Origin of the sequence: Magnetospirillum aberrantis SpK (genome assembly GCF_011022235.1) — a bacterium.
Lineage (GTDB): Bacteria > Pseudomonadota > Alphaproteobacteria > Rhodospirillales > Magnetospirillaceae > Magnetospirillum > Magnetospirillum aberrantis.
Window position 1 is genome coordinate 75,077 of the sequence record NZ_JAAIYP010000026.1, and the last position, 20,972, is coordinate 96,048.

Genomic DNA, 20,972 nt, shown 5'->3' on the forward strand with positions numbered 1-20,972 from the left:
GATATCGTCACCCGTGCCTTCCCCGAATTGCAGCGAGCGCTGGACGGATTGGCGGACGGAGAATTCCAATATCTACCGGACTCCTTGGGCCAGCCATTGTTGGAACTGGTCAAATCTGACGGCGTATTCAACTTCAACAGCGATGCTCCACCACCGTCAAAGCCCGTCACCCTCGACAATTCCACCCTGTCTGGCGGAGACGTCCTAAGCGGCAAAAGCAACGTGCCACCACCGCCACCAAAATCCCCCGCCGAGGCGCTGACCAACGCCTGCGACGCCATCGCGCCGCCGGCCAGCCGGGGGCTACGGTATCTGTTGCGGGCGGCGGCGTTCCTGGGCGACCAGAAATCGGCCAATGCCGGCATCGTGTCGCCGGCGACGCTGTTGTTCACCATCGCCGACGTGGTCGAACAGGGCGTGGCGCTGGGCGAGGATTCCGGGGAACGCCGGGTGCTGACCGTGCTGGCCGAGGCGGTCATGGCCGCCGACAGCTATGGCACCGCGCGCGGCAATTATGCGCCGCGTGTGCGGCTGCCCGGCATCAAAACCCAACGCTTCACGTTGCGGCGCTTCCAGTTGTCCAGCGCGGCGCGGCGCTTGCTGGACGCCACCGGCGCCAACGCGCTGCGGCGCGGCGGCCCCGAGACGACGATCCTCGACCTGATCGCCGCCATGCTCGACACCACCAGCGGAAAGCTGGCCCAGTTGATGGCCTCGTTCCACCTGGACGCGGCGGCGCTGCGTGACGCCCTTGGACTGAATGCCCCAGCCGCGCCGCCCCCGGCCGCCGCCCTGGTGCGCACCCATCCCGACGCGATCGGCGAGGTCAACGAGGATCTGTTGGACGTCAGCGCCAACGTCGAGACCTTCGCCCGCTTCGTCGCCGCGCAATCGACCGCGCTGCCGCTGGCCATCGGCCTGTTCGGCGACTGGGGGCACGGCAAGTCGTTCTTCATGAAGGCGCTCAAGCATCGCGTCGAGACCTTCGCCGAGCAGGCGCGGAAAACCGAGACCGCCGGCGGCCAATCGCCCTTCCTGGGCCACGTCGCCCAGATCGAGTTCAACGCCTGGCACTATATCGAGGCCGATTTGTGGGCCAGCCTGGCCGACCATCTGTTCACCCGGCTCAATGACCATTTCCGCGAGCGCAGCGACGACAACGTCACCGACCCGCTGGCCGAACTGGCCTCGGCCAAGGCGGTGCTTGAGGAAAGCGAGCGCCAGGAACAGGCTGCGCAACGCCAGTTCGACGCCGCCCAGGCACAATTGCAAAAGACCCAGGCCGCCTATGCCAAGAGCCTGGTGGCGCGGGAAACCCAGCGCATCAAATGGCCGCAGGCGGGCAAGGTCCTGGCGCGGACCGCCCTGGACACGCCCGAACTGCGCAAGGCGTGGAAGGATCTTGGCCTGCCGCCCGAGATCGAATCGCCCGACCGCCTGCGCGAATGCATCGACGACCTCAACCAAACCGCCGGCACCATCCGCACCACCTGGACGGCGCTGACCGCCGGCGAGGGCTGGAACCGGCCCACCCTGTGGCTGACCCTGGCGGTGCTGGCGCTTTCCTGCCTCGTGCCCGCCTTGCTTCGCATCCCGATCGGCGAAGGGGAAAGAAACCTGCTCGAGGTGCTGTTCGCGGCCCCTGCCGCATGGCTGTTCAGGTTGTACCAAACCGCCAAAAGCGCCCTGGAAAAGCTGACCGCCGCCAAGAACAGCATCGCCGACGCGGTGACCACCGAACAAGGCAAAGCGGTCCAAGCGTTGGCCGAGGCCGAGGCGGCGGTGACGGCCAAGGCCGGGGCCTTGGAACTGGCCCGCGCCGCCCGCAGCGAGGCCGCCGAGAAGCTGAGTACGTTGCGGCAGCAGATCAAGGACAGCACGCCCCAGGAACGCATGCGTCGCTTCCTCGAGGAAAGGGTGGCCGCCGGCACCTACGCCGCCAAGCTGGGCATCCTCGCCACCATCCGCAAGGACATCGAGAAATTGTCGGACTTGCTGGCGCCAACGGACAAGGCGCCCGATCCCGATCTGCCCCGTCTCGACCGCATTATCCTTTACATCGACGACCTCGACCGTTGCCCGGCGCCGCTGGTGGTCAAGGTGTTGCAGGCCATCCACCTGTTGCTGGCCTTTCCGCTGTTCGTGGTGGTGGTGGCGGTGGACGTGCGCTGGCTTCAGGCCTCGCTCAAGACCGCCTATTCCCACCTGTTGATCGACGGTAACGACGAAAACAGCGATGACGCCGCCCAGGCATCGGCCGTGCGCCCGGCCAGCACCCAGGACTATCTGGAAAAGATCTTCCAGGTGCCCTATTGGGTCCAGCCCATGGACGGCACCGCCGCCAGCGCCTATGCCCGCCGGCTGATGGAACAGGCGGCACCGCCGCGACCGAATGAAAGTCCCCAACCAGACGCCGCCGCCGCGACCGAAGCCCCGACCGAGACAGGAACGGACGACCAGGAAACACCGGCCGAAACCACCATCGTCTCCGCCCCCGCCGCCGCCCAGGCCGAACAGCAGATGGAGTTCGCCCGCCTGGAGCCGCGCGAGATCGACCAGATCGCCGAACTGGCGCCGCTGCTGGGCGGCTCGCCCCGGCGGGTCAAGCGCTTCATCAACCTGTTCAGCCTGATCAAGGTCGGCCTGGGCACCGACGAACTGGCGACGTTGCGACAACCGGGGGCGCTGGAGGCGCTGTTGGCCAATCTGGTGGTCGCCGCCGGAGCGCCGCGTCTGGCGCCAGCCTATTTCGAAGCCCTGGCCACGACCGACAGCTTGGCGACCCTGATCTCGGAGTTGGACGCCAAGGCCAAGGACGACGACTCCTGGCACACGGTCAAGCGGGCGCTGATCGACATCCGGCTGTCGCCCCCGGCCTTGCGCGACTGGGCCAGGGTGGCCCAGCGCTACAGCTTCACCACCGAACCACCCGTCACCCCGCCGCCTTCATCGCCCGCCACAGCTTGACCGCCTGCACCGCTTCGGGGACATCGTGCACGCGGATGATCTGGGTGCCGGAATCCAGGCCAGCGAGATGGGCGGCCAGTGTGCCGGGAAGGCGTTCGGTCGGGCCTTCGTCGTTGGACAGGGCGGCGACGAAGCGTTTGCGGCTGGCTCCCAACAGGATGGGACAGCCCAAGCCGTGATACAGCGCCAGTGATGCCAAAAGCTGGGCGTTGTGCGACGGCGTCTTGCCGAAACCGATGCCGGGGTCGGTGGCGATGCGCTCGGCCGGGATGCCGGCGGCCTCGCATGCCTTGATGCGGCCGGCCAGATAGTCATAGATGTCAAGCGGCGCGCAGGCGTAAACGGGATCGTCCTGCATGGTCTGGGGCTGGCCCTGCATGTGCATCAGGCACACCGCCGCCCCGGTCCGCGCCGCGACCTCAAGCGCGCCTTCGCCTTCCAGCGCGGTGACATCGTTGATGATGCGGGCACCGGCGGTGACCGCCGCCTCCATCACCTGGGCGTGGCGGGTGTCGATGGAGACCGTGACCCCGCGCGCGGCCAACTCCCGCACCACCGGCAAGACGCGCGCCAGTTCCTCGTCCCGCATCACCGGCGCCGATCCGGGCCGGGTCGATTCACCGCCGACATCGATGATGTCCGCCCCCGCCGCCGCCATCTCCAGTCCGCTGGCGATGGCGGTCGCCGGATCGAAATGCTTGCCGCCATCGGAAAAGCTGTCGGGGGTGGTGTTGACGATGCCCATGACCAGCGGCCGGTTGACCTCCAGCCCGCCCCACGGCGCACGCTTGCCACCGATGCGCCGCACCAGCCGGCCCATGTGACGGGCCACCGTCTCGCCCTCGGCTTCCGACCATTCCACCAGTTCGGCATAAGGCGCGGCGGCGACCCACGCCATCTGTCCCTCGCGCCAGATCACCGCCCCCAGGGTGAAGGCCAGTTCCGTTCCCGCCACCGGCCAGCCGTTGCCCGAAATCACCGCCGCCGCCGCGACCTCGCCGGCGACCATGCCGGCCGGCAAAAGATAAAGCCGGCCATCAAGAGGCTGGCTTTCCCAATCAAGGCCGCGCGGCAGACCGGCGGCGCGGCGAAAGGCGGAAACAACGGCCATGACGTTCTCCAAATGGATCGGGGCGGCCCTTATGGACCGCCCCGTTCACCGTACAAACGTGATCAGTGTCCCGGCTGCGGCTCGGGATCTCCTCCCACCGCCGGCCCCGAGGTCGGCACCGAGGAGCGGCGCGGCCCCTCGGGAGGACGGGTATACGTGCCGTCGCGCACCACCGGTTCACCTTTCAGCAAGGCGTCGATGTCTTCGCGCGACAAGGTTTCGTATTCCAAAAGCCCCTTGGCGATGGCTTCCAGTTCGTCCTTGTGCTCGGTCAGGATCTGACGGGCCTTTCGCTCGCCGTCCTCGACGAAGCGGCGCACCTCGGCGTCGATGAGCATGGCGGTGTTGTCCGACATGTTCTTGTGCTGGGTGACCGAATGGCCCAGGAACACCTCTTCCTGGTTTTCGTTGTAACGCAGCGGCCCCAGCTTTTCCGAGAAACCGAACTCGGTGACCATCTTACGGGCCATGCTGGTGGCCTGCATGATGTCGTTGGAAGCGCCCGAGTTCAGGTGTTCCTCGCCATAGGTGATCTGCTCGGCGACGCGGCCGCCGAAACACACGGCGATGCGGGCCTCGAAGAACTTCTTGGAGTACGACAGCCGGTCGCGTTCCGGCAACGACATGGTCACGCCCAGCGCACGGCCGCGCGGAATGATGGTGACCTTGTGCAGCGGGTCGGAATGCGGCATGTGCAGGTTGACCACCGCGTGGCCGGCCTCGTGATAGGCGGTGGCCTCCTTCTCGGTCTCGCTCATCACCATGGAACGCCGCTCGGCGCCCATCATCACCTTGTCCTTGGCGGACTCGAACTCGGCCATGGTCACCACGCGCTTGCCGGCGCGGGCGGCCAGCAACGCTGCCTCGTTGACCAGATTGGACAGATCGGCGCCCGAGAAACCGGGGGTGCCGCGCGCGATGATCTTGGCGTCCACGTCCGGCGCCAGCGGCACCTTGCGCATGTGCACCTTGAGAATCTTCTCGCGGCCCAGGATGTCGGGATTGGGCACCACCACCTGACGGTCGAAGCGGCCGGGACGCAACAGCGCCGGGTCCAACACGTCGGGACGGTTGGTGGCGGCGATCAGGATGACGCCTTCGTTGGATTCGAAGCCGTCCATCTCGACCAGCAACTGGTTAAGAGTCTGTTCGCGTTCGTCGTTGCCGCCGCCCAGGCCGGCACCACGATGGCGGCCAACGGCATCGATTTCGTCGATGAAAATGATGCAAGGGGCGTTCTTCTTGCCCTGTTCGAACATGTCGCGCACACGCGACGCGCCGACGCCGACGAACATCTCGACGAAGTCGGAACCGGAAATGGTGAAGAACGGAACGTTGGCTTCGCCGGCGATGGCGCGGGCCAACAGGGTCTTGCCGGTACCGGGCGGGCCGACCAGCAAACAGCCCTTGGGAATCTTGCCGCCCAGGCGCTGGAACTTCTGCGGGTCCTTCAGGAACTCGACGATCTCTTCCAGTTCGCCCTTGGCCTCGTCGATGCCGGCGACGTCCTCGAAGGTGACGCGCCCGGTCTTTTCGGTCAGCAGGCGTGCCCGGCTCTTGCCGAAGCCCATGGCCTTGCCGCCGCCCGACTGCATCTGACGCATGAAGAAGATCCACACGCCAAGCAACAGCAGCATGGGGAACCACGACACCAGCACGCCCCACAACGTCGGCTGATCCTCGGCCGGCGGCAACGCCGAGACGCGCACGCCGGTCTCGCGCAGCTTGGGCACGATGTTGGCTTCGGGTGGCAGGTAGCTGCTGAAGGGCCGGCCGTCGGCGTAATGGCCGGTGACGCCGTAACCTTGAATGGTGACGTCGGACACCTGACCGCGATCCACCTCGGCCATGAAGTCGGAAAAAGCGGTCTGTCCGACACCGCGCTGGGGCGAATTGGTCTGGAACAGGTTGAAGAGCATCACCAGCAACAGGGCGATGATGACCCACAGCGCCAGGTTCTTGCTGAAATTCAAGGTCAGGCCCTTCCTCGTTTGGCTTGGCGCCGGCCCCGGCATGGGCGGCTGACCGCGCCGAAAATGCGGTTCCCTTTAGATAATGACGGCCTTGCTCTAGACAAGGCGGCGTCCGGCAACCGTCGCAGGAACGGTTGGCGCGGCGACGATCCACCGCACAACCGATTCCTTATGCGCCTCTCGGTTATAGCCGAGGTACGGAACCTCGCAAAGGCCCTGCTGATCGTAAATCGCAGGTAAAGTGGTCCGCACCGGAGCCGGCAGGGAAAAAAGCCCTCCCCGCCCCCCTTGTTCCCGCAATTGGGACCATCCCTCGGCCCGCAATCCCCCCAGCCGCAGCCCGAAAGGAGCATCGGCGCGCAGGGCCACACGAAAGCGGCCGTCCCAGGCCGCCTCCTCTCCGGGAAGCACCGGGATTTCGGGGGCCATGCGCCCAGCCTCGCGACACACCAGGAAGCGTTCTTTCCCCGGCACCACACGGCAGCCCCCCAAGGTGGCCGCCCGAGGCCGCCCGCCGCGCAGCATCGCGTGCACGCTCTCCACCCGCTCCTCACGCGGGGGATGCGCCCCGCCGCCAACAGCCTGAAGCAGGCGGGCGAGAAGACGCAAACCGATTTCGTCGGACAAATGGGCGAAGGTGTGGTCCGCGACATGGGCGAAACCGGCGGGGTGAAATCCCACCCAACGCGCGGCAGCAGCAGCCACGTCCGCCTCCAGCGCGGCGCGGGCACGCCCCAGACGGCGGGCGGTGTCGGCCAGCCGCGACGGTGTCACACCCTCGACAGCCAGATCGGGCAAACGGGTCCGCACCCGCACGCGGGCGAATTTGGGGTCACGGTTGGACGGGTCCTCGACCCATTCCTGTCCCAGACACCGCAAGGTCGCGGCCAGCCGATCACGCGGCTCGCCCAGCAACGGCCGCAGCAAACGAACGGAAAAACGTTCGGATACCACCGCCATGGCCGACAACCCATCCACCCCCGACCCACGTGCCAAGCGCAGCAACAGCGTCTCGGCCTGATCATCGCGATGATGGGCCAGCATCAGGTGAAGCACAGCATGGGCCGCGCACCATTGTTCCAACAGGGCATATCGGGCACCGCGCGCCGCCGCCTGAATGTCGGAATTGGGCTTGTCGCCTTGCCAGCGCAGAACGTGATGGGTAATTCCACGCGCCGCCAGCCATTGCTCCACCTTCTCGGCCTCGGCCGCCGAATCGGAGCGCAAGCCATGGTCCACCGTCAGGGCCGTCGCCCTTCCTCCCAGGTCACGCGCCCATTGCGCGGCCAACAGGGCAAGGCACAGGGAATCCGCCCCCCCGGACACCGCCACCGCCACATGCGGCCGCGCCTCGAACGGCCCCATGGGGACCATCAGCGCGGAAAACTCGGCGGCGGAAAGCGGATCGGTCATGATCGAACCAAAAGGCCCCTCTTGCGAGGGGCCTGTCTGTCATTTGCAGTTGTATTTCTTTTTCTCGGCGGTGGCCGCCCGCTTGACCCTGTCGGGCATCTGCGGGTTCTCGCTGAACAGGATGGCGAAGGCGGTACACGCTTCCTTGGTCTTGCCCATCTGTCCAAAGGAAGACCCGGCCTTGTAGATCATGTCCGGCGACTTGGAATGCTTGGGAAATTTCTTGTAACCGTCCAGGAAGGTGGCGGCGGCAGTATTGAAGTCCTTCTTGGAATAGGCGATGTCGCCCAGCCAATATTGGGCGTTGCCGGCCAGCGCGTGCTTGGGGTTCTTGCTCAGGAACTCCTGGAACCCCGCCTCGGCGGTGGTGTAGTCGCCAGCCTGGGCGGCGGCGTAGGCCGCGTCGTACATCGCCTGGGGATCGGTGGGCTTGGGCACCGACTGCGCCTTTTTCATGTCCTTTTCCGACATGGTCCCCAGGACGCCGCCCCCGGAAACGGGCGCGGGCGCGTCGGCACCCTTGGGCGGGGTCAGGACCACACGGTCCGAGCCGCCACCGCTGGCGGCCGGCATGGACAATTGGGCGGGAGCAGGAGCAGGGGCCGCGGCGCCTTCGGCGGCCGGGGCGGCACCACCACCCGCGCCTTGCATATCCTTGAAGCGCAGATCGATGTCGGCCTGAAGGCGCTCAAGCTGCTTGGCGATCTGATTATTCTTGTACTGCGCCTCCTCGATACGGCCGGTCAACTGGCGGACCATGTCCTCCAATTGGTCGACACGCTCGTCCAGGCGGGTGGCGAGACCGGGCGACAAGCTCTGTTCGGACCCGGCGGGACGGGTGGCGACACCACCGCCAAGGGCCGGCGAGGTGATCACCGTGGAGCCGCCGCTGGTGCCGCGCGACATCTGGAGCTGCATGGTTTGCAGATCGCGCTCCAGACGGTCCAGGCGGTCATAGACGCCACGGTTGTCGTACTGGGCGTGCGCGGCTCCTGCACCAAGCGAAAGCGTCAGGGCAAGCGCGGGAACAAGGAAAATGCGGCGCACGGGAACCTCTCGTTCGCTGGGGCGTCGGGTAAGGCCGGATTATCCAGCCTTGCGCTTAAAAAGGGCAGAAATAAGACGCCCGCCCGTTCCGACGGCCCAAGGACCATCGGAAGGGCGGGCGTCTCGTCACGTCCGTGAACGCTTCAGCAGATTACTTGCTGAGGACGGTCACGCCACGGCGGTTCTGCGACCAGGCAGCCTCGTTCGAACCGAGGGCGACCGGACGCTCCTTGCCGTAGGAGATGGTCTTGACGCGAGCGGCCGGCAGGCCACCAGCGACCAAGTATTCCTTGACCGAGTTAGCACGACGCTCGCCCAGGGCGAGGTTGTACTCGCGGGTGCCGCGCTCGTCGGCATGGCCCTCGATGGTCAGGCTGTAGGTCGGGTACTTCTTCAGCCAAGCGACCTGCTTGTCCAGGGTGGACTTGGCGTCAGCACGCAAAGCATACTTGTCGAAGTCGAAGAAGACGCGATCGCCAACATTGGCGATGAAGTCCTGCTCCGAACCCGGAACGATGCCCTGCTTGACGACCGGCGGGGTCGCGGTGGACGAGGTAGCAGCCTTTTCCTCAGGGGCCGACTCACAGGCGGCCAACAGGGCGGCGGCAGCGAAAATGCTCAGAAAACGCAGCTTCATATTTGAGGACTCCCCCTCAATGGAACGCCGTAGGGAATGCAGATTGGACCTTTGGAGACGCCGCGCCGCCCCACGAAGAGGCGGCACGCCCTTCCTTTGGTGATGTCTTTTGAATTTCCCATCACCATCGGAAAAAATCTCAATCGGGGCGGACTATACTGCCATGGTCTTAGGGAATCAAGGGGGACCAAGCAGGATCCGAACCGTCCAAAGGTGTAAGAACCTGTCGTTCGTTAACACCCGTCAAGTCGATGGTATAAAGCTTGGAGCCACCACCGGTCCCACGCTCGCTGGAGGGGGTCTCCTTCCAGAAGGCCAGCACACGGCCGTTGGGCGCCCAGGTCGGGCCTTCCACCAGCCAGCCCTGAGCCAACAAGCGTTCGTCGGACCCGTCGGGACGCATGACGCCGATATAGAACTCGCCGCCCTTTTGCTTGGTGAAGGCGATCAAGTCCCCACGCGGCGACCACACCGGGGTGGTGTAACGGCCATCGCCGAAGCTGATGCGCTGCACACCACCGCCATCGGAATCCATGGTGTAAAGCTGCGGCGCCCCGCCACGGTCGGAATTGAACACGATGTGACCACCATCAGGGGCCATGGAGGGCGAGGTGTCGATGGCCGGATGGTTGGTCAACCGCCGCTTCTGGCGGGTGAGCAGGTTCATCTCGTAGATTTCGGTATTGCCGTTCTGCGCCAGGCTCATGATGACCTTGTTGCCATCGGGCGAGAACCGGGGGGCAAAGGTCATGCCGGGGAAGTCGCCCAGCAATTCCCGCCGGCCGGTGTCCACCTGATAGATGTAAACGCGCGGCGTGCCCTTGTAATAGGACATGTAGGTCAGCTCGCGCGCGGTCGGCGAGAAACGCGGCGTCAGCACCAGATCGGCGCCCGACGACAAGAAGCGGTGGTTCTCGCCATCCTGGTCCATGATGGCCAGACGCTTGCGGCGGTCGTTCTTGGGACCGGTTTCCGAGATGTAGACGATCTGGGTGTCGAAATAGCCGTCTTCACCGGTCACCCGCTTGTAGATGGCGTCGGCGATCAGATGGGCGATGCGCCGCCAGCCCTGGGGCGTGGCGGTGAACAACTGGCCGGCCATCTGCTGTTCGTTGAACACGTCCCACAGCCGGAACTCGACCCGCATGCGGCCATCGACGCCGATTTCGGCCTTGCCGCTGACCAGCGCCTCGGCGTTGATCTGCTTCCAGTCGGGGAAACGCGGCCCGGTCTGGAGCGCCGCCGCGGTCTGGATGAAGGCACGCTGGTCGATTGGCTTGAACAGCCCCGAGCGTTCCAGATCGGCCGCCACCACCTTGGCGATGTCCTGGCCCACCTGGCTTTCCTGGGGCGAAGCGCCGAACAATTCGGGGATGGCGATGGGCAAGGGCTTCATGTAACCCTTGGTGATGTCGATGCGGACACCTTGGGCGGAAGCCGGCGCCACGGCCAGCATTCCGGCGAAGGCGACGGCCAGGGCGGCGGCCGCAAGGCGAAGGCGCGTGAGCATGGTCATCGTCCTTGGTCTTGGTGGGTTAAGGCGGTTTGATTGATCGTGATGGACATCAGCGTCCCCCGATCATCTGTTTGGGATTGAACACCAGCACAAAATCACGGAACTGGCTGTACTTATCGCGTGGAATCGGCAACGGGCTGGCCAGACGGACGGCGCGGCGCGCCGAATCGGCGGCGGCCTGCCAGAACGAATCGGCCAGCATCGGCCGGTTGACCACCTGGGCGTCGGTCACCGTGCCGTCAGGCATCAGGGTGACGCGGATTTCCACGATCAGGTTCGCCGCGTCCTTGGCGCCCGCAGGAATATTCCAGAACTTGGACACATGCGCCCGGATCGCGTCCATCTCGGTCATCGAGATGGGCTCGTTGGGGTTGTGCTGGTCCGACCCACGCACGCTGGACGGCGTGGACTTGGTGCCCTGGTCGGTGGACGGCTTGTTCGGCTTGCCCTTTTCGGCGGCCTTCAACAGGTCGTCGAGCGGATTGGACGGCGTCGGCTTCTTCTTGTCGATGGACTTGAGAAGGGAATCGAGGTCGTTTTGGGGCGGCTGCGGCCGGGGCTGCGGCTTCAACGATTCCAGAAGCTTCTGGGCGTCGGGCTTGGGTTCCGGCTTGGGCTCGGGTTTCGGTTCCGGCTTGGGCTCGGGCTTGGGCTCGGGTTTCGGCGGCGGCGGCGCGGGCGTCGGTTCCGGTTTCGGCTCGGGCGGCGGCGGTGGCGGCGGAGCCGGCTTGGGCTCGGGCTTCGGCGGTTCGGGCTTGGGTTCCTCGGCCTTGGGTGGCTCGGGCTTGGCCGGTTCGGGTTGCGGCGCCTCGGCCTGCTTGGGCGGCGGGTTGGTCTTGGCGCCGATCGGCACCAGATCGACGACGATAGGCGCTTCCATCTCGGCCGGCTCGTCCCAAAAAATGGGCAGCCCGAAGATCGCCACCAACGCGGCGAACAGGTGCAGCACACCGGAGAAGACGAAGCTTTCGCGCCTCATTTCCATGGGATCGCCCTAGCGAGCCCCCTTCTTGGCGGGGGTGGCGGCAGTGTCGCCGCCTTGCCGCATTTCGGTGACCAACGCGACCTTGGTGAAGCCGGCACCGCCAAGCGTGCCCATGACTTCCATCACCCGGCCGTAATCGATGGTCTTGTCGCCGCGGATGAAGATGCGGGTGTCGGGCTTCTGGGCGGTGATGGCCTGAAGCTTGGGCACCAGTTCCTCCATGGTGACCTTGGTTTCCTGGATCCACACGTCGCCATGGGCGTCGACCGTCACCGACAGGGGCTGGTCGTCGCCCTTGATGGGGGCGGCTTCGGTCTTGGGCAGGTCGACCTGGACACCGGCGGTCAGCAAGGGCGCGGTGACCATGAAGATCACCAGCAGCACCAGCATGACGTCGACCATGGGGGTGACGTTGATGTCCGAAACCTGACGGTGGCGTTGCCGCCCGCCCCGTTTCGGGCCGAGGGCGACTCCCATCAGACCTTCTCCTCCAGCTGACGCGACAAGATCGCGCCGAACTCACCCGAGAAATTCTCGAGACGCTTGGCATAGCGGTCGAGGTCGGTGGAAATCTTGTTGTAGGCGATCACCGCCGGAATGGCGGCCACCAGACCCAGCGCGGTGGCGAACAGCGCTTCCGAGATGCCCGGCGCCACCACGGCAAGCGAGGTGTTCTTGGTGGCGGCGATGGACTGGAACGAGTTCATGATGCCCCACACCGTGCCGAACAGGCCGATGAACGGCGCGGTCGAACCGGTGGAGGCCAGCACGCCCAGATGGCGCTCCAGGATGTCCATCTCGCGGCCCAAGGTAACGTGCATGACGCGGTCGATGCGCTGCGGCAAGCTGACGCGGGCCGCTTCCTTGTCGGCCAGTCCCTTGGCGGCGGAACGGCGCCATTCGCGCATGGCGGCGACGAAGATGGCGCTCATGGGATCAAGCGGGCGCGAACCGATGCGGTCGTAAAGTTCTTCCAGCGAGCCGCCGGACCAGAAGTTTTCCTCGAACTGTTCGGCACGCTGCCACAGCGCACGCAGGCGCAGGACCTTGTCGAAGATGATGGCCCAGCACCAGAACGATGCCAGCAACAGCGCGATCATCACCATCTTGACGATGATGTCGGCTCGCATGAACAGCGCCCACATGGACAAATCGTGTTCGGCGGCTACCGAGCCAGCCAGCTGAACCGTCTGAACAGGATCCATGACACTATCGCCTTTCTTCGTTCACATATGCCTGCAACGAGGCTTTCAATTCCGCCGGAATGCGTGCCGGCCTGCCGTCCAACCTGATGAAGGCCAGCTTCACGTCGAGACGCACCAAATTCGCGCCGTCGTCAAGTCTGCGAATGGTCTGGATGATGTCCAGCGACGCCCCGCCCAAGGCGGTGGCGACGCTTTCCACTTCCAGATGATCGTCCAGCCGCGCCGACTTGAAAAAGTCCACGCCAGCACGGCGCACCGCGAAGGCGAAACCCTGGGCGGCCAGATCAGACTGCTTCACGCCCAGGTCGCGCACCATCTCGGTCCGCGCCCGCTCGGCGAAGTTCAGGTAGTTGGAATGGTAGACGATGCCGCCGGCGTCGGTGTCTTCCCAATAGACGCGGATGCGGTGAAGATGGGGCTTCATTCGTCCCCCTCCTCGTGCGCCAACAGGTCCAGTTGCACCAGCACCTCGCGCGGCGGATTGAGGCCGATATGCTTGAACCCGGCCGCCGACAGCATGCGGCCGCGCGGCGTGCGCTGGATCAGCCCCTGTTGCAGCAGATAGGGCTCGATCACTTCTTCCAGTGTGTCGCGGCTTTCCGAAAGCGCGGCGGCCAGGGTATCCACACCCACCGGCCCGCCGCCGTAATTGTCGGCGATGCACGACAGGTAGCGGCGGTCCATGGCGTCGAGACCGATCTGGTCGACCTCGAGCCGGGTCAGCGCCGCGTCGGCGACGGCGCGGTCCACCGGGCTTTTGCCCGCCACCGCGGCGAAATCGCGCACCCGGCGCAACAGCCGACCGGCGACACGCGGCGTGCCGCGCGCCCGGCGCGCCACCTCGGCGGCACCGTCGGCGGTAATGGCGAAGCCCAGAACGCGGGCGCCGCGCACCACGATCGATTGCAACTCGTCGGGGGTATAGAACTGCATGCGGCAGGGAATGCCGAAACGTTCGCGTAAGGGGGTGGTCAACAGCCCCGAGCGCGTGGTCGCCCCCACCAAGGTAAAGGGCGGCAGATCGATGCGGACGGAACGGGCGGCCGGGCCCTCGCCGATGATCAGATCCAACTGAAAATCCTCCATCGCAGGATAGAGAACTTCCTCTATGGCAGGATTAAGGCGGTGGATTTCGTCGATAAACAGGACGTCGCGCGGTTCCAGATTGGTCAACAGCGCCGCCAGATCGCCGGCCTTGGCGATCACCGGACCCGAGGTGGCGCGGAAGCCCACCCCCAGTTCCTTGGCGACGATCTGGGCCAAGGTGGTCTTGCCCAGACCCGGCGGGCCATAGAACAAGGTGTGATCCAGCGCCTCGCCACGCGCACGGGCGGCGGTGATGAAGATCTTCAGATTTTCACGCACCTGTTGCTGGCCGGTGAAATCGTCCAGGCATTGCGGCCGCAGATGTGTCTCGACGTCCGCCGCGCTGCGTTCGCCCGACACCATGCGATCGTTCGGCGCCTGGATCATCGCGCCAGATCCTTGCCCAACTGTCGGAGTGCCAGACGGATCAAGGTGGAGCTGTCGGCATCGTCATTGTCGCGCGCCACCTTTCCCACCGCCTCGAACGCCTCGAGCCGGCGGTAGCCCAGGTTGACCAGGGCCGAGATGGCGTCTTCCATCACTCCCCCCGCCTCGGCGAGTATGGGCGCGGCACCGGCCACGGCGGCAGCCGCGGCCTGGGGCGCGAAGCCGCCCAGGGCGATCTTGCCGGCCTTGTCCTTCAACTCGGTCAGGATACGCACCGCCAGCTTGGGTCCGACACCGTTGGCCCGCGTCAGCGTGGTCTTGTCCTGCGCCGCGATGGTCTGAAGCAATTGCTCGGGCGTCACCGCCGACAAGATGGCAAGCCCGACCTTGGCGCCGACCCCTTGGACCGTGGTCAGCAGGTTGAACCATTCACGCTCGGCCACCTCCAGGAAACCGTAAAGGTGGATGTGGTCCTCGCGCACATGGGTTTCCACATGCAACGCCGCCGCCTGCCCCACCGCCAGCTTGCCCAGCGTCTTGGCCGAACAGAACACCAGATAGCCGACACCCCCCACGTCGATCACCGCGAAATCGTCGCCGACGCTGTCCACCAGCCCCTTGAGCTTGGCGATCACGACACCACCGCCCGCGCCAGACGGCGCGCCGTGTTCAGATGATGGGCATGGCAGATGGCCACCGCCAGGGCGTCGGCGGCATCGGGGCTTTTCACCAGACACCCCGGCAACAAGGTGCGCACCATCATGCCCACCTGTTCCTTGGCGGCCCGGCCGGTGCCCACCACCGCCTGCTTGACCGAAGCCGGGGCGTATTCGCCGACCGTCAGCCCCGACAAGGCCGGCGCCAACAGCACCGCCCCGCGCGCCTGCCCCAGCTTGAGCGTGCTTTCCGGGTTCTTGTTGACGAAGGTTTCTTCCACCGCCGCCTCCTCGGGCGTCCATTGGGCAATCACGTCCAGAACACCGCGATGAAGCTGCGTCAGCCGTTCGGCCAGGGTCAACCGGTCGTCGGACTTGATGACGCCGTCGGCCACGTGGCGCAACCGGCTGCCTTCGGCATCGACGATGCCCCAGCCGGTGACACGCAGACCAGGATCAAGCCCGAGTACTCTCATATCTTCTCTGGCCTTTCATTCGTCATTCCCGCGAAAGCGGGAATCCATGGCCGCCGTATATACCCGCGCCAAACATGGACCCCCGCTTTCGCGGGGGTGACGCATGATCGATCGTCCCGTCAGCCCAACCGTTCCATCAGGTCGTCGGGGATTTCGAAATTGGCATAGACGCGCTGGACATCGTCGTTGTCTTCCAGGATGTCCAGCAGCTTGAGCAGCGTCTTGGCCGCGTTTTCGTCTGTCACCGGCACGGTGGTCTGCGGGCGCCAGTCGAGGCGGGCATGCTCGGGCGTGCCGAAGGCGGCTTCCAGCGCGTCACGCACGGTAGCGAGATCGTCGGGAGCGCAGGTGATCTCGTGGCCGTCCTCGTCGGATTCCACGTTGTCGGCACCGGCCTCCAGCGCAGCCTCGAACATCGCCTCGGCCGAGGCCGCCACCGCCGGATAGCGAATGGCCCCGACGCGGTCGAACATGAACGACACCGAGTTGGACTCGCCCAGCGCGCCGCCGTTCTTGGAAAAGGCGGTGCGCACTTCCGGCGCGGTACGGTTGCGGTTGTCGGTCAGCGCCTCGACGATGATGGCCACCGAACCGGGGCCATAGCCTTCGTAGCGCACTTCCTCGTAATTGGCACCGTCTTCGCCACCGGCACCGCGTTTGATGGCGCGCTCCATGGTGTCTTTCGGCATGTTGGCGGCGCGTGCGGCCTGGATGGCGGCGCGCAGACGTGGATTCATCGCCGGGTCGGGCTGGCCCGACTTGGCCGACACCGTCAATTCGCGGATCAGCTTGGTGAAGACCTTGGCGCGCTTGGCATCCTGCGCGCCCTTGCGGTGCATGATATTCTTGAATTGCGAATGGCCGGCCATAACTCGAACACTTCCCGATTCAGAAGAATGAAATGATTTGGCGCCGCCTATACCACATCTTGTAGTCCCAGGGCTACGCCGGATGCGGTTCCGACCGGTTCAATCGGGCCAGGTTTCCGCGAGACGCGGCCCCAGACGCAAGGCGCCAGCCTTGACCGCCAGTCCGGTACGGTCGTCGGTTTCCACGAAGACTCCGCACACCGTGCCCGGCCCGTCGGCCGGGGACAAGCGTTCGCCGGGAATCTTGCGCACGAATTTGTGGATAGCGGCATCCTTTTTCATGCCGATAACCGAATCGTAGTCGCCGCACATGCCGGCGTCGGTCTGATAGGCGGTGCCTCCCGGTAAAATCTGGGTGTCGGCGGTGGGAATATGTGAATGCGACCCCACCACCAGACTGGCACGGCCATCGGCCACATGGCCCAGCGCCATCTTCTCGCTGGTGGCTTCGGCATGGACGTCGATGATGATGGCGTCGGCGCCGCCCCCGGCCGCCCCCAGCCGCACGCGGTTCAGTTCGCGTTCGAGAGCGGCGAAAGGATCGTCGAGCGGGTCCATGAACAGCCGCCCCATCACCTGGACCACCATCACCTTGCGTCCGCGCGGCAAGGCATAGACCCCCACCCCCTTGCCCGGCGTGCCGACAGGATAGTTGGCCGGGCGCAGCAGGCGTGCATCACCGTCGATATAGGGCATGATCTCGCGCTGGTCCCAGGAATGGTTGCCCAGCGTCAGGACGTCGACGCCGGCGGCATAGAACTCCTCGCAGATCTTGGGGGTGATGCCGAAACCGTGGGCGGCGTTCTCGCCGTTGACCACCACGAAATCCAGGTTCAGCCGGGTGCGGATCTCCGGCAAACGCTCGACCACCGCGTCGCGACCGGCGCGTCCCACCACGTCGCCAAGATAAAGAAGTCTCATGCTGTCTCCGGCTTGATCAATCCCAACTCCGTCAAGATGCCGTCAAGGCGCTGGTCATGACCATCGCGCGGCACCTCGGCCATTTCCTGGGCGGCGAACGCCAATCCGACCGCCTTGATCTGGGCGTTCACCCGCAAGCGTTCCAGGGTGCGGTCATAATAACCGCCGCCATAGCCCAGACGAAAGCCCCGGCGGTCGAACCCCAACAGCGGCACCAGCACCACGGCCGGCACGACCTCGGGCGCGGTGGCGGGCGGATGGGCGGTACCGTGTGCTCCAGCCTCCAGCATCTCGCCCTCAGCCCAGCGACGGAACGACAACGGCGCCGCACGTCCCACCACCACTGGCAGCGCCAAGATGCAGTCCATGGCCGTCAAGGCCGTCATCAGCGGTCGAGGATCGATTTCGTCGCCCATGGGCCAATAGCCGGCGACCACGGAACCCGCCCCAATCCCCAGGCATGGAGCCAGCGCCCCCAGCGTCCGGGCGCAATCCGCCCCGGCGACGGCGGCGACGGCCCGGCGCACGCCCGCGCGTTCGGCGCGGGCCTGTTTCTTGGCGTTGGCGGTGTCAGGAAGCTGATTCATGGGTCATAAGCGGAGCGGCGCCACATCGGCCGTTGGCGTTGTAAGTCCTCCGTGGCCTGACTAGTCAGGTGGGCGCCATGTGCCGGAACCACGATCCCGGCAGGGACAGCTCCCAAGAGGTTCGATATCGCCCCAGGGACATTAGCTGCCTGACGCGCCGCGCAGCAGACCGCTCCTGTTCAAAAGCTAGGCTCTTTCCAGCCGTTCCGCAATGCCTTCGATGCGGGCAGCCAAGGATTCGATGCCTTCGGCCAGGGTGGCGTCCCCTTCGGCGGCGGCGTCCACCGCGCCGGAAGCGTGTTTCAGTTGTTCACGGCTGTCCGTCAACTCGTCGGCCAACATCAGCCCGACCATGACCAGCAGACGGGCGTCGGGCACGTTGCCCAATTGCTTGAGCAGAGCCTCGGCCCGCCGGTCGACCTCGCGGCCCAGTTCGGTGACGCGCGACACCTGGGAATCGTCGCAGGCGATCTCGTAGACACGGCCGTTGATGTTCAGCGGAACCAGAGCCACGCTCATTCCTCCAGCAAGGTGCGCAAACGGTCGATGGCGCCGTCCAGACGCTGGGCGACCACCCGCGTGGTCTCTTCCAACATCGATTGGCGGTCGCGGGCGTCGCGCAATTCTCCGGCCAGCAACAGGTCGCCGGCACCGACGCGGGTGCTGGCCGCTTCCAGACGGTCGATGGCGGCCCCCAGACGCCGTACCGCCTCGACGGTGCGGCCCAGGGTCGCCGTGGTTTGCTCCGACACGCGGATTCCCCCGAACTTTTTCAATAGGGGAACGAGGTTAGGGCGCTTCCCTTGAAGTGTCAACGCAAGCTCGCCTTGACACCCCCCTGACGGCGGCTAGGCTGGCGCCGGTCTTCTTGTTGGGAAGCACGGATCATGAAAGCCATCCGCGTCCACGACTGGCAACAGGTCGCCGCCGTCCTGGAGGTCGCGCGTGAATTGGGGCAACCGCCGGTACTGCTCAGCCCCCAGGCGGGGCAATGCGGAATCGGCTGGTGGCGCGAATTGATCCGCCGCGCCCGCGAAACCTTTCCCGACATGGCCTTCGAGACCATGCTGGATTGCGGACCGTCGGCCGGTTTGGCGCTGGCCGCCATTCGTGACGGCGCCGGACCGGTGGCGGTGATGGTTTCATCCGAAGTCTTGGAAAAGCTTTCCGACATCGCCCGCCAGGCGGGAACTCTGGCGACGGAAGGGGGGAAACCGGCGCTGGACCTGGCGGGGATGTCGGACGTGTCCCGGACATGCCGGAACTGGCTGACGGATCAAGGCACGGCCCCCAAGACCTGATGGGGCTTGCGAGGGAGGAGTTCGGCCCAGTGGCCGCGTCCTTGCCGTCCTGGTCAAGATGACCCGGCATGGTGGCGGCATTAAGGTGCGATTGTGACCTTTTCGGGGCGCGGCGCACCCTTGCCAAAAGGGGGGTGGGCGTGTCTATGTTGCCATTCGCCAGCGACCCACAGCGCAAAGGGCTACCGCCATTTCCACCGCATCCTGCCGCCTCTACCTCATCACTCCGCCGGTCATCGAGAATCCGTATGAATGGGTGAAGACGTGGGAGGCCACCTTGGACGCCGGCGACGTCGCCTGTGTCCAGATCCGCCTGAAGGACCTGTCCGACGACGATCTGGCGCGCGTCGTGGACTTGCTGCGCCCGCCGGCGCAAAAGCGCGGCGTCGCCGTGCTGCTCAACGACCGTCCCGATCTGGCGTTCGAGACCGGCTGCGACGGCGTCCATATCGGTCAGGAAGACGGCACTTATGCCGAGGCCCGCAAGGCGGTGGGCGACGGCATCGTCGGGGTCACCTGCCATGATTCGCGCCATCTGGCCATGGAGGCTGGCGAGAACGGTGCCGACTACGTCGCCTTCGGCGCTTTTTACCCCACCGCCACCAAGGACGCCAAGTTCCAGGCCGACACTGAATTGCTGCGGTGGTGGTCCGAACTGTTCACCGTCCCCAGCGTCGCCATCGGCGGCATCACGGTGGACAATTGCCAACCTTTGGTCGAGGCCGGTGCCGACTTCCTGGCGGTGGCGGGCGGCGTGTGGAACCACCCGGAAGGCCCCGAGGCGGCGGTGCGCGCCTTCAACCGTATCCTGGCCGGAGGCTGAGGCGGTGCGCCGGGTCTGCGTGTTCTGCGGTTCCAGCAAGGGGGCGCGAGCGGATTACGCCGAGGCGGCGGCGGCCATGGGCCGCCTGGTGGCCGAACGCGGCCTGGGACTGGTTTACGGTGGTGGCGAAGTCGGCCTGATGGGCATTCTCGCCAATTCCGCCCTGGCCGCCGGCGGCGAGGTGATCGGAGTCATCCCCGAGGCGTTGATGCGCATGGAGGTGGGACACCCCAAGCTGACGGCGCTGCATGTGGTCGATACCATGCACGAACGCAAGGCGATGATGGCCGAACTGTCCGACGCCTTCGTCGCCCTGCCCGGCGGTATCGGCACGCTCGAGGAATTGTTCGAGGTGTGGACCTGGGGCCAGCTTGGCATCCACCCCAAGCCCCTGGGCTTTCTCGACGTCGCCGGCTATTACGATTCCTTGCATGCGTTCCTTGACCATTCGGTTGCCGAAGGCTTCCTCAAGGAACGCCACCGCGCCATGACAGCGGTGGAATCCGACCCCGCCCGCCTGCTCGACCGTCTGGCCGCCTATGTGCCGCCCAACGTGGTCAAAGTGGCCGGCCGCGATACCATTTGACGGTTCGCCGCCATGGCCGGCGAAAAGTGAATTTTCCTCGTTGACAGGCATGGGCCGCCCTTTTATAAAGCGGCCTCCCAACGCGGAACGCCAAGGCATCACCCTGGCGACAGAGTAGATGGGCGATTAGCTCAGCGGTAGAGCACACCCTTCACACGGGGGTTGCTCCCTCCCTTAGGGGACTGAGTTGATTAGGTTTTTTGTTTTGGGTCTCTGCACGTTTCCTGCACGTTCGGGGCTTGCCTCGAAAACAAGGATCAGGTAGAACCCCTCCTCGATCTCCCTTGATCGGGTCCAGCAGAGGAACCACCTCTGGCTGTAGAAGAGATGGGCGATTAGCTCAGCGGTAGAGCACACCCTTCACACGGGTGGGGTCGCAGGTTCAATCCCTGCATCGCCCACCATCTCTTCTAAATAAAACTCAAG

General features: G+C 65.5%; 22 protein-coding genes, 1 tRNA gene and 1 other RNA gene. 5 read left to right on the top strand and 19 right to left on the bottom strand.

The features are described 5' to 3' along the window. Positions 1–84: 84 nt before the first annotated feature. Positions 85–2,967 carry a P-loop NTPase fold protein gene (locus tag G4223_RS04155; RefSeq protein WP_163675422.1) on the top strand — a complete coding sequence of 961 codons (2,883 nt, stop codon included), beginning with the start codon at positions 85–87 and terminating at the stop codon, positions 2,965–2,967. On the opposite strand, the gene folP is transcribed toward G4223_RS04155, so the two are convergent. The 19 genes from folP to G4223_RS04250 all read right to left on the bottom strand — a co-directional run bounded on the left by folP (position 2,933) and on the right by G4223_RS04250 (position 18,588). Further along, positions 2,933–4,078 carry a dihydropteroate synthase gene (gene folP, locus G4223_RS04160; RefSeq protein ID WP_163675425.1) on the bottom strand — a complete coding sequence of 382 codons (1,146 nt, stop codon included), beginning with the start codon at positions 4,076–4,078 and terminating at the stop codon, positions 2,933–2,935. The two genes, G4223_RS04155 and folP, sit on opposite strands and share 35 nt — an antisense overlap. A gap of 62 nt (positions 4,079–4,140) precedes the next feature. Further along, positions 4,141–6,093, bottom strand: a complete 1,953-nt coding sequence (gene ftsH / locus G4223_RS04165) for an ATP-dependent zinc metalloprotease FtsH (protein WP_277395012.1) — start codon at positions 6,091–6,093, stop codon at positions 4,141–4,143. Between the two features lie 54 nt (positions 6,094–6,147). Further along, positions 6,148–7,464, bottom strand: a complete 1,317-nt coding sequence (gene tilS / locus G4223_RS04170) for a tRNA lysidine(34) synthetase TilS (protein ID WP_163675431.1) — start codon at positions 7,462–7,464, stop codon at positions 6,148–6,150. Between the two features lie 39 nt (positions 7,465–7,503). After that, the gene (gene ybgF / locus G4223_RS04175; RefSeq protein WP_163675433.1) at positions 7,504–8,511 is read right to left on the bottom strand and encodes a tol-pal system protein YbgF; all 1,008 of its coding nucleotides are present in this window, start codon (positions 8,509–8,511) and stop codon (positions 7,504–7,506) included. A 151-nt stretch (positions 8,512–8,662) separates the two neighbouring features. Then, complete coding sequence (gene pal, locus G4223_RS04180; protein WP_163675436.1) at positions 8,663–9,148, bottom strand: peptidoglycan-associated lipoprotein Pal; 486 nt, start codon at positions 9,146–9,148, stop codon at positions 8,663–8,665. Between the two features lie 169 nt (positions 9,149–9,317). Further along, positions 9,318–10,658 (bottom strand): Tol-Pal system beta propeller repeat protein TolB, encoded by a 1,341-nt coding sequence (gene tolB, locus G4223_RS04185; protein ID WP_420844428.1) that lies wholly within the window; start codon positions 10,656–10,658, stop codon positions 9,318–9,320. Positions 10,659–10,713: 55 nt separating this feature from the next. Continuing rightward, positions 10,714–11,649, bottom strand: a complete 936-nt coding sequence (locus G4223_RS04190) for a TonB C-terminal domain-containing protein (RefSeq protein WP_163675442.1) — start codon at positions 11,647–11,649, stop codon at positions 10,714–10,716. Between the two features lie 9 nt (positions 11,650–11,658). Next, positions 11,659–12,126 (bottom strand): protein TolR, encoded by a 468-nt coding sequence (gene tolR / locus G4223_RS04195; RefSeq protein WP_163675445.1) that lies wholly within the window; start codon positions 12,124–12,126, stop codon positions 11,659–11,661. Beyond that, positions 12,126–12,854, bottom strand: coding sequence for a protein TolQ (gene tolQ / locus G4223_RS04200; RefSeq protein ID WP_163675449.1), 729 nt, complete (start codon positions 12,852–12,854; stop codon positions 12,126–12,128). Before tolQ ends, tolR begins: the two co-directional genes overlap by 1 nt. Before the next feature lie 4 nt (positions 12,855–12,858). Further along, a complete protein-coding gene (locus G4223_RS04205) occupies positions 12,859–13,278 on the bottom strand; it encodes a YbgC/FadM family acyl-CoA thioesterase (RefSeq protein ID WP_163675452.1) in 420 nt (139 codons plus the stop codon). After that, positions 13,275–14,327, bottom strand: coding sequence for a Holliday junction branch migration DNA helicase RuvB (gene ruvB / locus G4223_RS04210; RefSeq protein WP_163675455.1), 1,053 nt, complete (start codon positions 14,325–14,327; stop codon positions 13,275–13,277). The genes G4223_RS04205 and ruvB overlap by 4 nt, the downstream gene beginning before the upstream one ends. After that, complete coding sequence (gene ruvA / locus G4223_RS04215) at positions 14,324–14,962, bottom strand: Holliday junction branch migration protein RuvA (RefSeq protein WP_163675459.1); 639 nt, start codon at positions 14,960–14,962, stop codon at positions 14,324–14,326. The genes ruvB and ruvA overlap by 4 nt, the downstream gene beginning before the upstream one ends. After that, a complete protein-coding gene (ruvC, locus tag G4223_RS04220) occupies positions 14,959–15,459 on the bottom strand; it encodes a crossover junction endodeoxyribonuclease RuvC (RefSeq protein WP_163675461.1) in 501 nt (166 codons plus the stop codon). Before ruvC ends, ruvA begins: the two co-directional genes overlap by 4 nt. Before the next feature lie 119 nt (positions 15,460–15,578). Continuing rightward, positions 15,579–16,328 (bottom strand): YebC/PmpR family DNA-binding transcriptional regulator, encoded by a 750-nt coding sequence (locus G4223_RS04225; protein WP_163675464.1) that lies wholly within the window; start codon positions 16,326–16,328, stop codon positions 15,579–15,581. A gap of 99 nt (positions 16,329–16,427) precedes the next feature. Then, positions 16,428–17,249, bottom strand: a complete 822-nt coding sequence (locus tag G4223_RS04230; protein ID WP_163675467.1) for a TIGR00282 family metallophosphoesterase — start codon at positions 17,247–17,249, stop codon at positions 16,428–16,430. Beyond that, complete coding sequence (locus tag G4223_RS04235; RefSeq protein WP_163675469.1) at positions 17,246–17,836, bottom strand: 5-formyltetrahydrofolate cyclo-ligase; 591 nt, start codon at positions 17,834–17,836, stop codon at positions 17,246–17,248. The genes G4223_RS04230 and G4223_RS04235 overlap by 4 nt, the downstream gene beginning before the upstream one ends. A gap of 13 nt (positions 17,837–17,849) precedes the next feature. Then, a non-coding RNA gene (gene ssrS / locus G4223_RS04240) (6S RNA) lies at positions 17,850–18,007 on the bottom strand. Between the two features lie 15 nt (positions 18,008–18,022). Then, complete coding sequence (locus tag G4223_RS04245; RefSeq protein WP_163675473.1) at positions 18,023–18,349, bottom strand: cell division protein ZapA; 327 nt, start codon at positions 18,347–18,349, stop codon at positions 18,023–18,025. Positions 18,350–18,351: 2 nt separating this feature from the next. After that, positions 18,352–18,588, bottom strand: a complete 237-nt coding sequence (locus G4223_RS04250) for a hypothetical protein (RefSeq protein ID WP_338086809.1) — start codon at positions 18,586–18,588, stop codon at positions 18,352–18,354. Positions 18,589–18,723: 135 nt separating this feature from the next. On the opposite strand from G4223_RS04250, the gene G4223_RS04255 reads away from it, so the two are divergent. The 4 genes from G4223_RS04255 (at position 18,724) to G4223_RS04270 (ending at position 20,950) form a co-directional block, all read left to right on the top strand. After that, the gene (locus tag G4223_RS04255) at positions 18,724–19,137 is read left to right on the top strand and encodes a beta/alpha barrel domain-containing protein (protein WP_163675477.1); all 414 of its coding nucleotides are present in this window, start codon (positions 18,724–18,726) and stop codon (positions 19,135–19,137) included. 190 nt (positions 19,138–19,327) lie between these two features. Then, complete coding sequence (thiE, locus tag G4223_RS04260; RefSeq protein WP_163675579.1) at positions 19,328–19,960, top strand: thiamine phosphate synthase; 633 nt, start codon at positions 19,328–19,330, stop codon at positions 19,958–19,960. Positions 19,961–19,964: 4 nt separating this feature from the next. Next, on the top strand, positions 19,965–20,546 hold the full coding sequence (locus tag G4223_RS04265) for a TIGR00730 family Rossman fold protein (protein WP_163675480.1): 582 nt from the start codon (positions 19,965–19,967) through the stop codon (positions 20,544–20,546). 329 nt (positions 20,547–20,875) lie between these two features. After that, positions 20,876–20,950 (top strand) — tRNA-Val (locus tag G4223_RS04270). Positions 20,951–20,972: the final 22 nt, after the last annotated feature.

What these genes read in the sequence shown, in the direction of transcription:
- folP (WP_163675425.1), bottom strand. Translation starts at nt 4,078, where the DNA reads ATGGCCGTTGTTTCCGCCTTTCGCCGCGCCGCCGGTCTGCCGCGCGGC.
- ftsH (WP_277395012.1), bottom strand. Translation starts at nt 6,093, where the DNA reads ATGCCGGGGCCGGCGCCAAGCCAAACGAGGAAGGGCCTGACCTTGAAT.
- tilS (WP_163675431.1), bottom strand. Translation starts at nt 7,464, where the DNA reads ATGACCGATCCGCTTTCCGCCGCCGAGTTTTCCGCGCTGATGGTCCCC.
- pal (WP_163675436.1), bottom strand. Translation starts at nt 9,148, where the DNA reads ATGAAGCTGCGTTTTCTGAGCATTTTCGCTGCCGCCGCCCTGTTGGCC.
- tolB (WP_420844428.1), bottom strand. Translation starts at nt 10,658, where the DNA reads ATGCTCACGCGCCTTCGCCTTGCGGCCGCCGCCCTGGCCGTCGCCTTC.
- G4223_RS04190 (WP_163675442.1), bottom strand. Translation starts at nt 11,649, where the DNA reads ATGGAAATGAGGCGCGAAAGCTTCGTCTTCTCCGGTGTGCTGCACCTG.
- tolR (WP_163675445.1), bottom strand. Translation starts at nt 12,126, where the DNA reads ATGGGAGTCGCCCTCGGCCCGAAACGGGGCGGGCGGCAACGCCACCGT.
- tolQ (WP_163675449.1), bottom strand. Translation starts at nt 12,854, where the DNA reads ATGGATCCTGTTCAGACGGTTCAGCTGGCTGGCTCGGTAGCCGCCGAA.
- G4223_RS04205 (WP_163675452.1), bottom strand. Translation starts at nt 13,278, where the DNA reads ATGAAGCCCCATCTTCACCGCATCCGCGTCTATTGGGAAGACACCGAC.
- ruvB (WP_163675455.1), bottom strand. Translation starts at nt 14,327, where the DNA reads ATGATCCAGGCGCCGAACGATCGCATGGTGTCGGGCGAACGCAGCGCG.
- ruvC (WP_163675461.1), bottom strand. Translation starts at nt 15,459, where the DNA reads ATGAGAGTACTCGGGCTTGATCCTGGTCTGCGTGTCACCGGCTGGGGC.
- G4223_RS04225 (WP_163675464.1), bottom strand. Translation starts at nt 16,328, where the DNA reads ATGGCCGGCCATTCGCAATTCAAGAATATCATGCACCGCAAGGGCGCG.
- G4223_RS04230 (WP_163675467.1), bottom strand. Translation starts at nt 17,249, where the DNA reads ATGAGACTTCTTTATCTTGGCGACGTGGTGGGACGCGCCGGTCGCGAC.
- G4223_RS04235 (WP_163675469.1), bottom strand. Translation starts at nt 17,836, where the DNA reads ATGAATCAGCTTCCTGACACCGCCAACGCCAAGAAACAGGCCCGCGCC.
- G4223_RS04255 (WP_163675477.1), top strand. Translation starts at nt 18,724, where the DNA reads ATGAAAGCCATCCGCGTCCACGACTGGCAACAGGTCGCCGCCGTCCTG.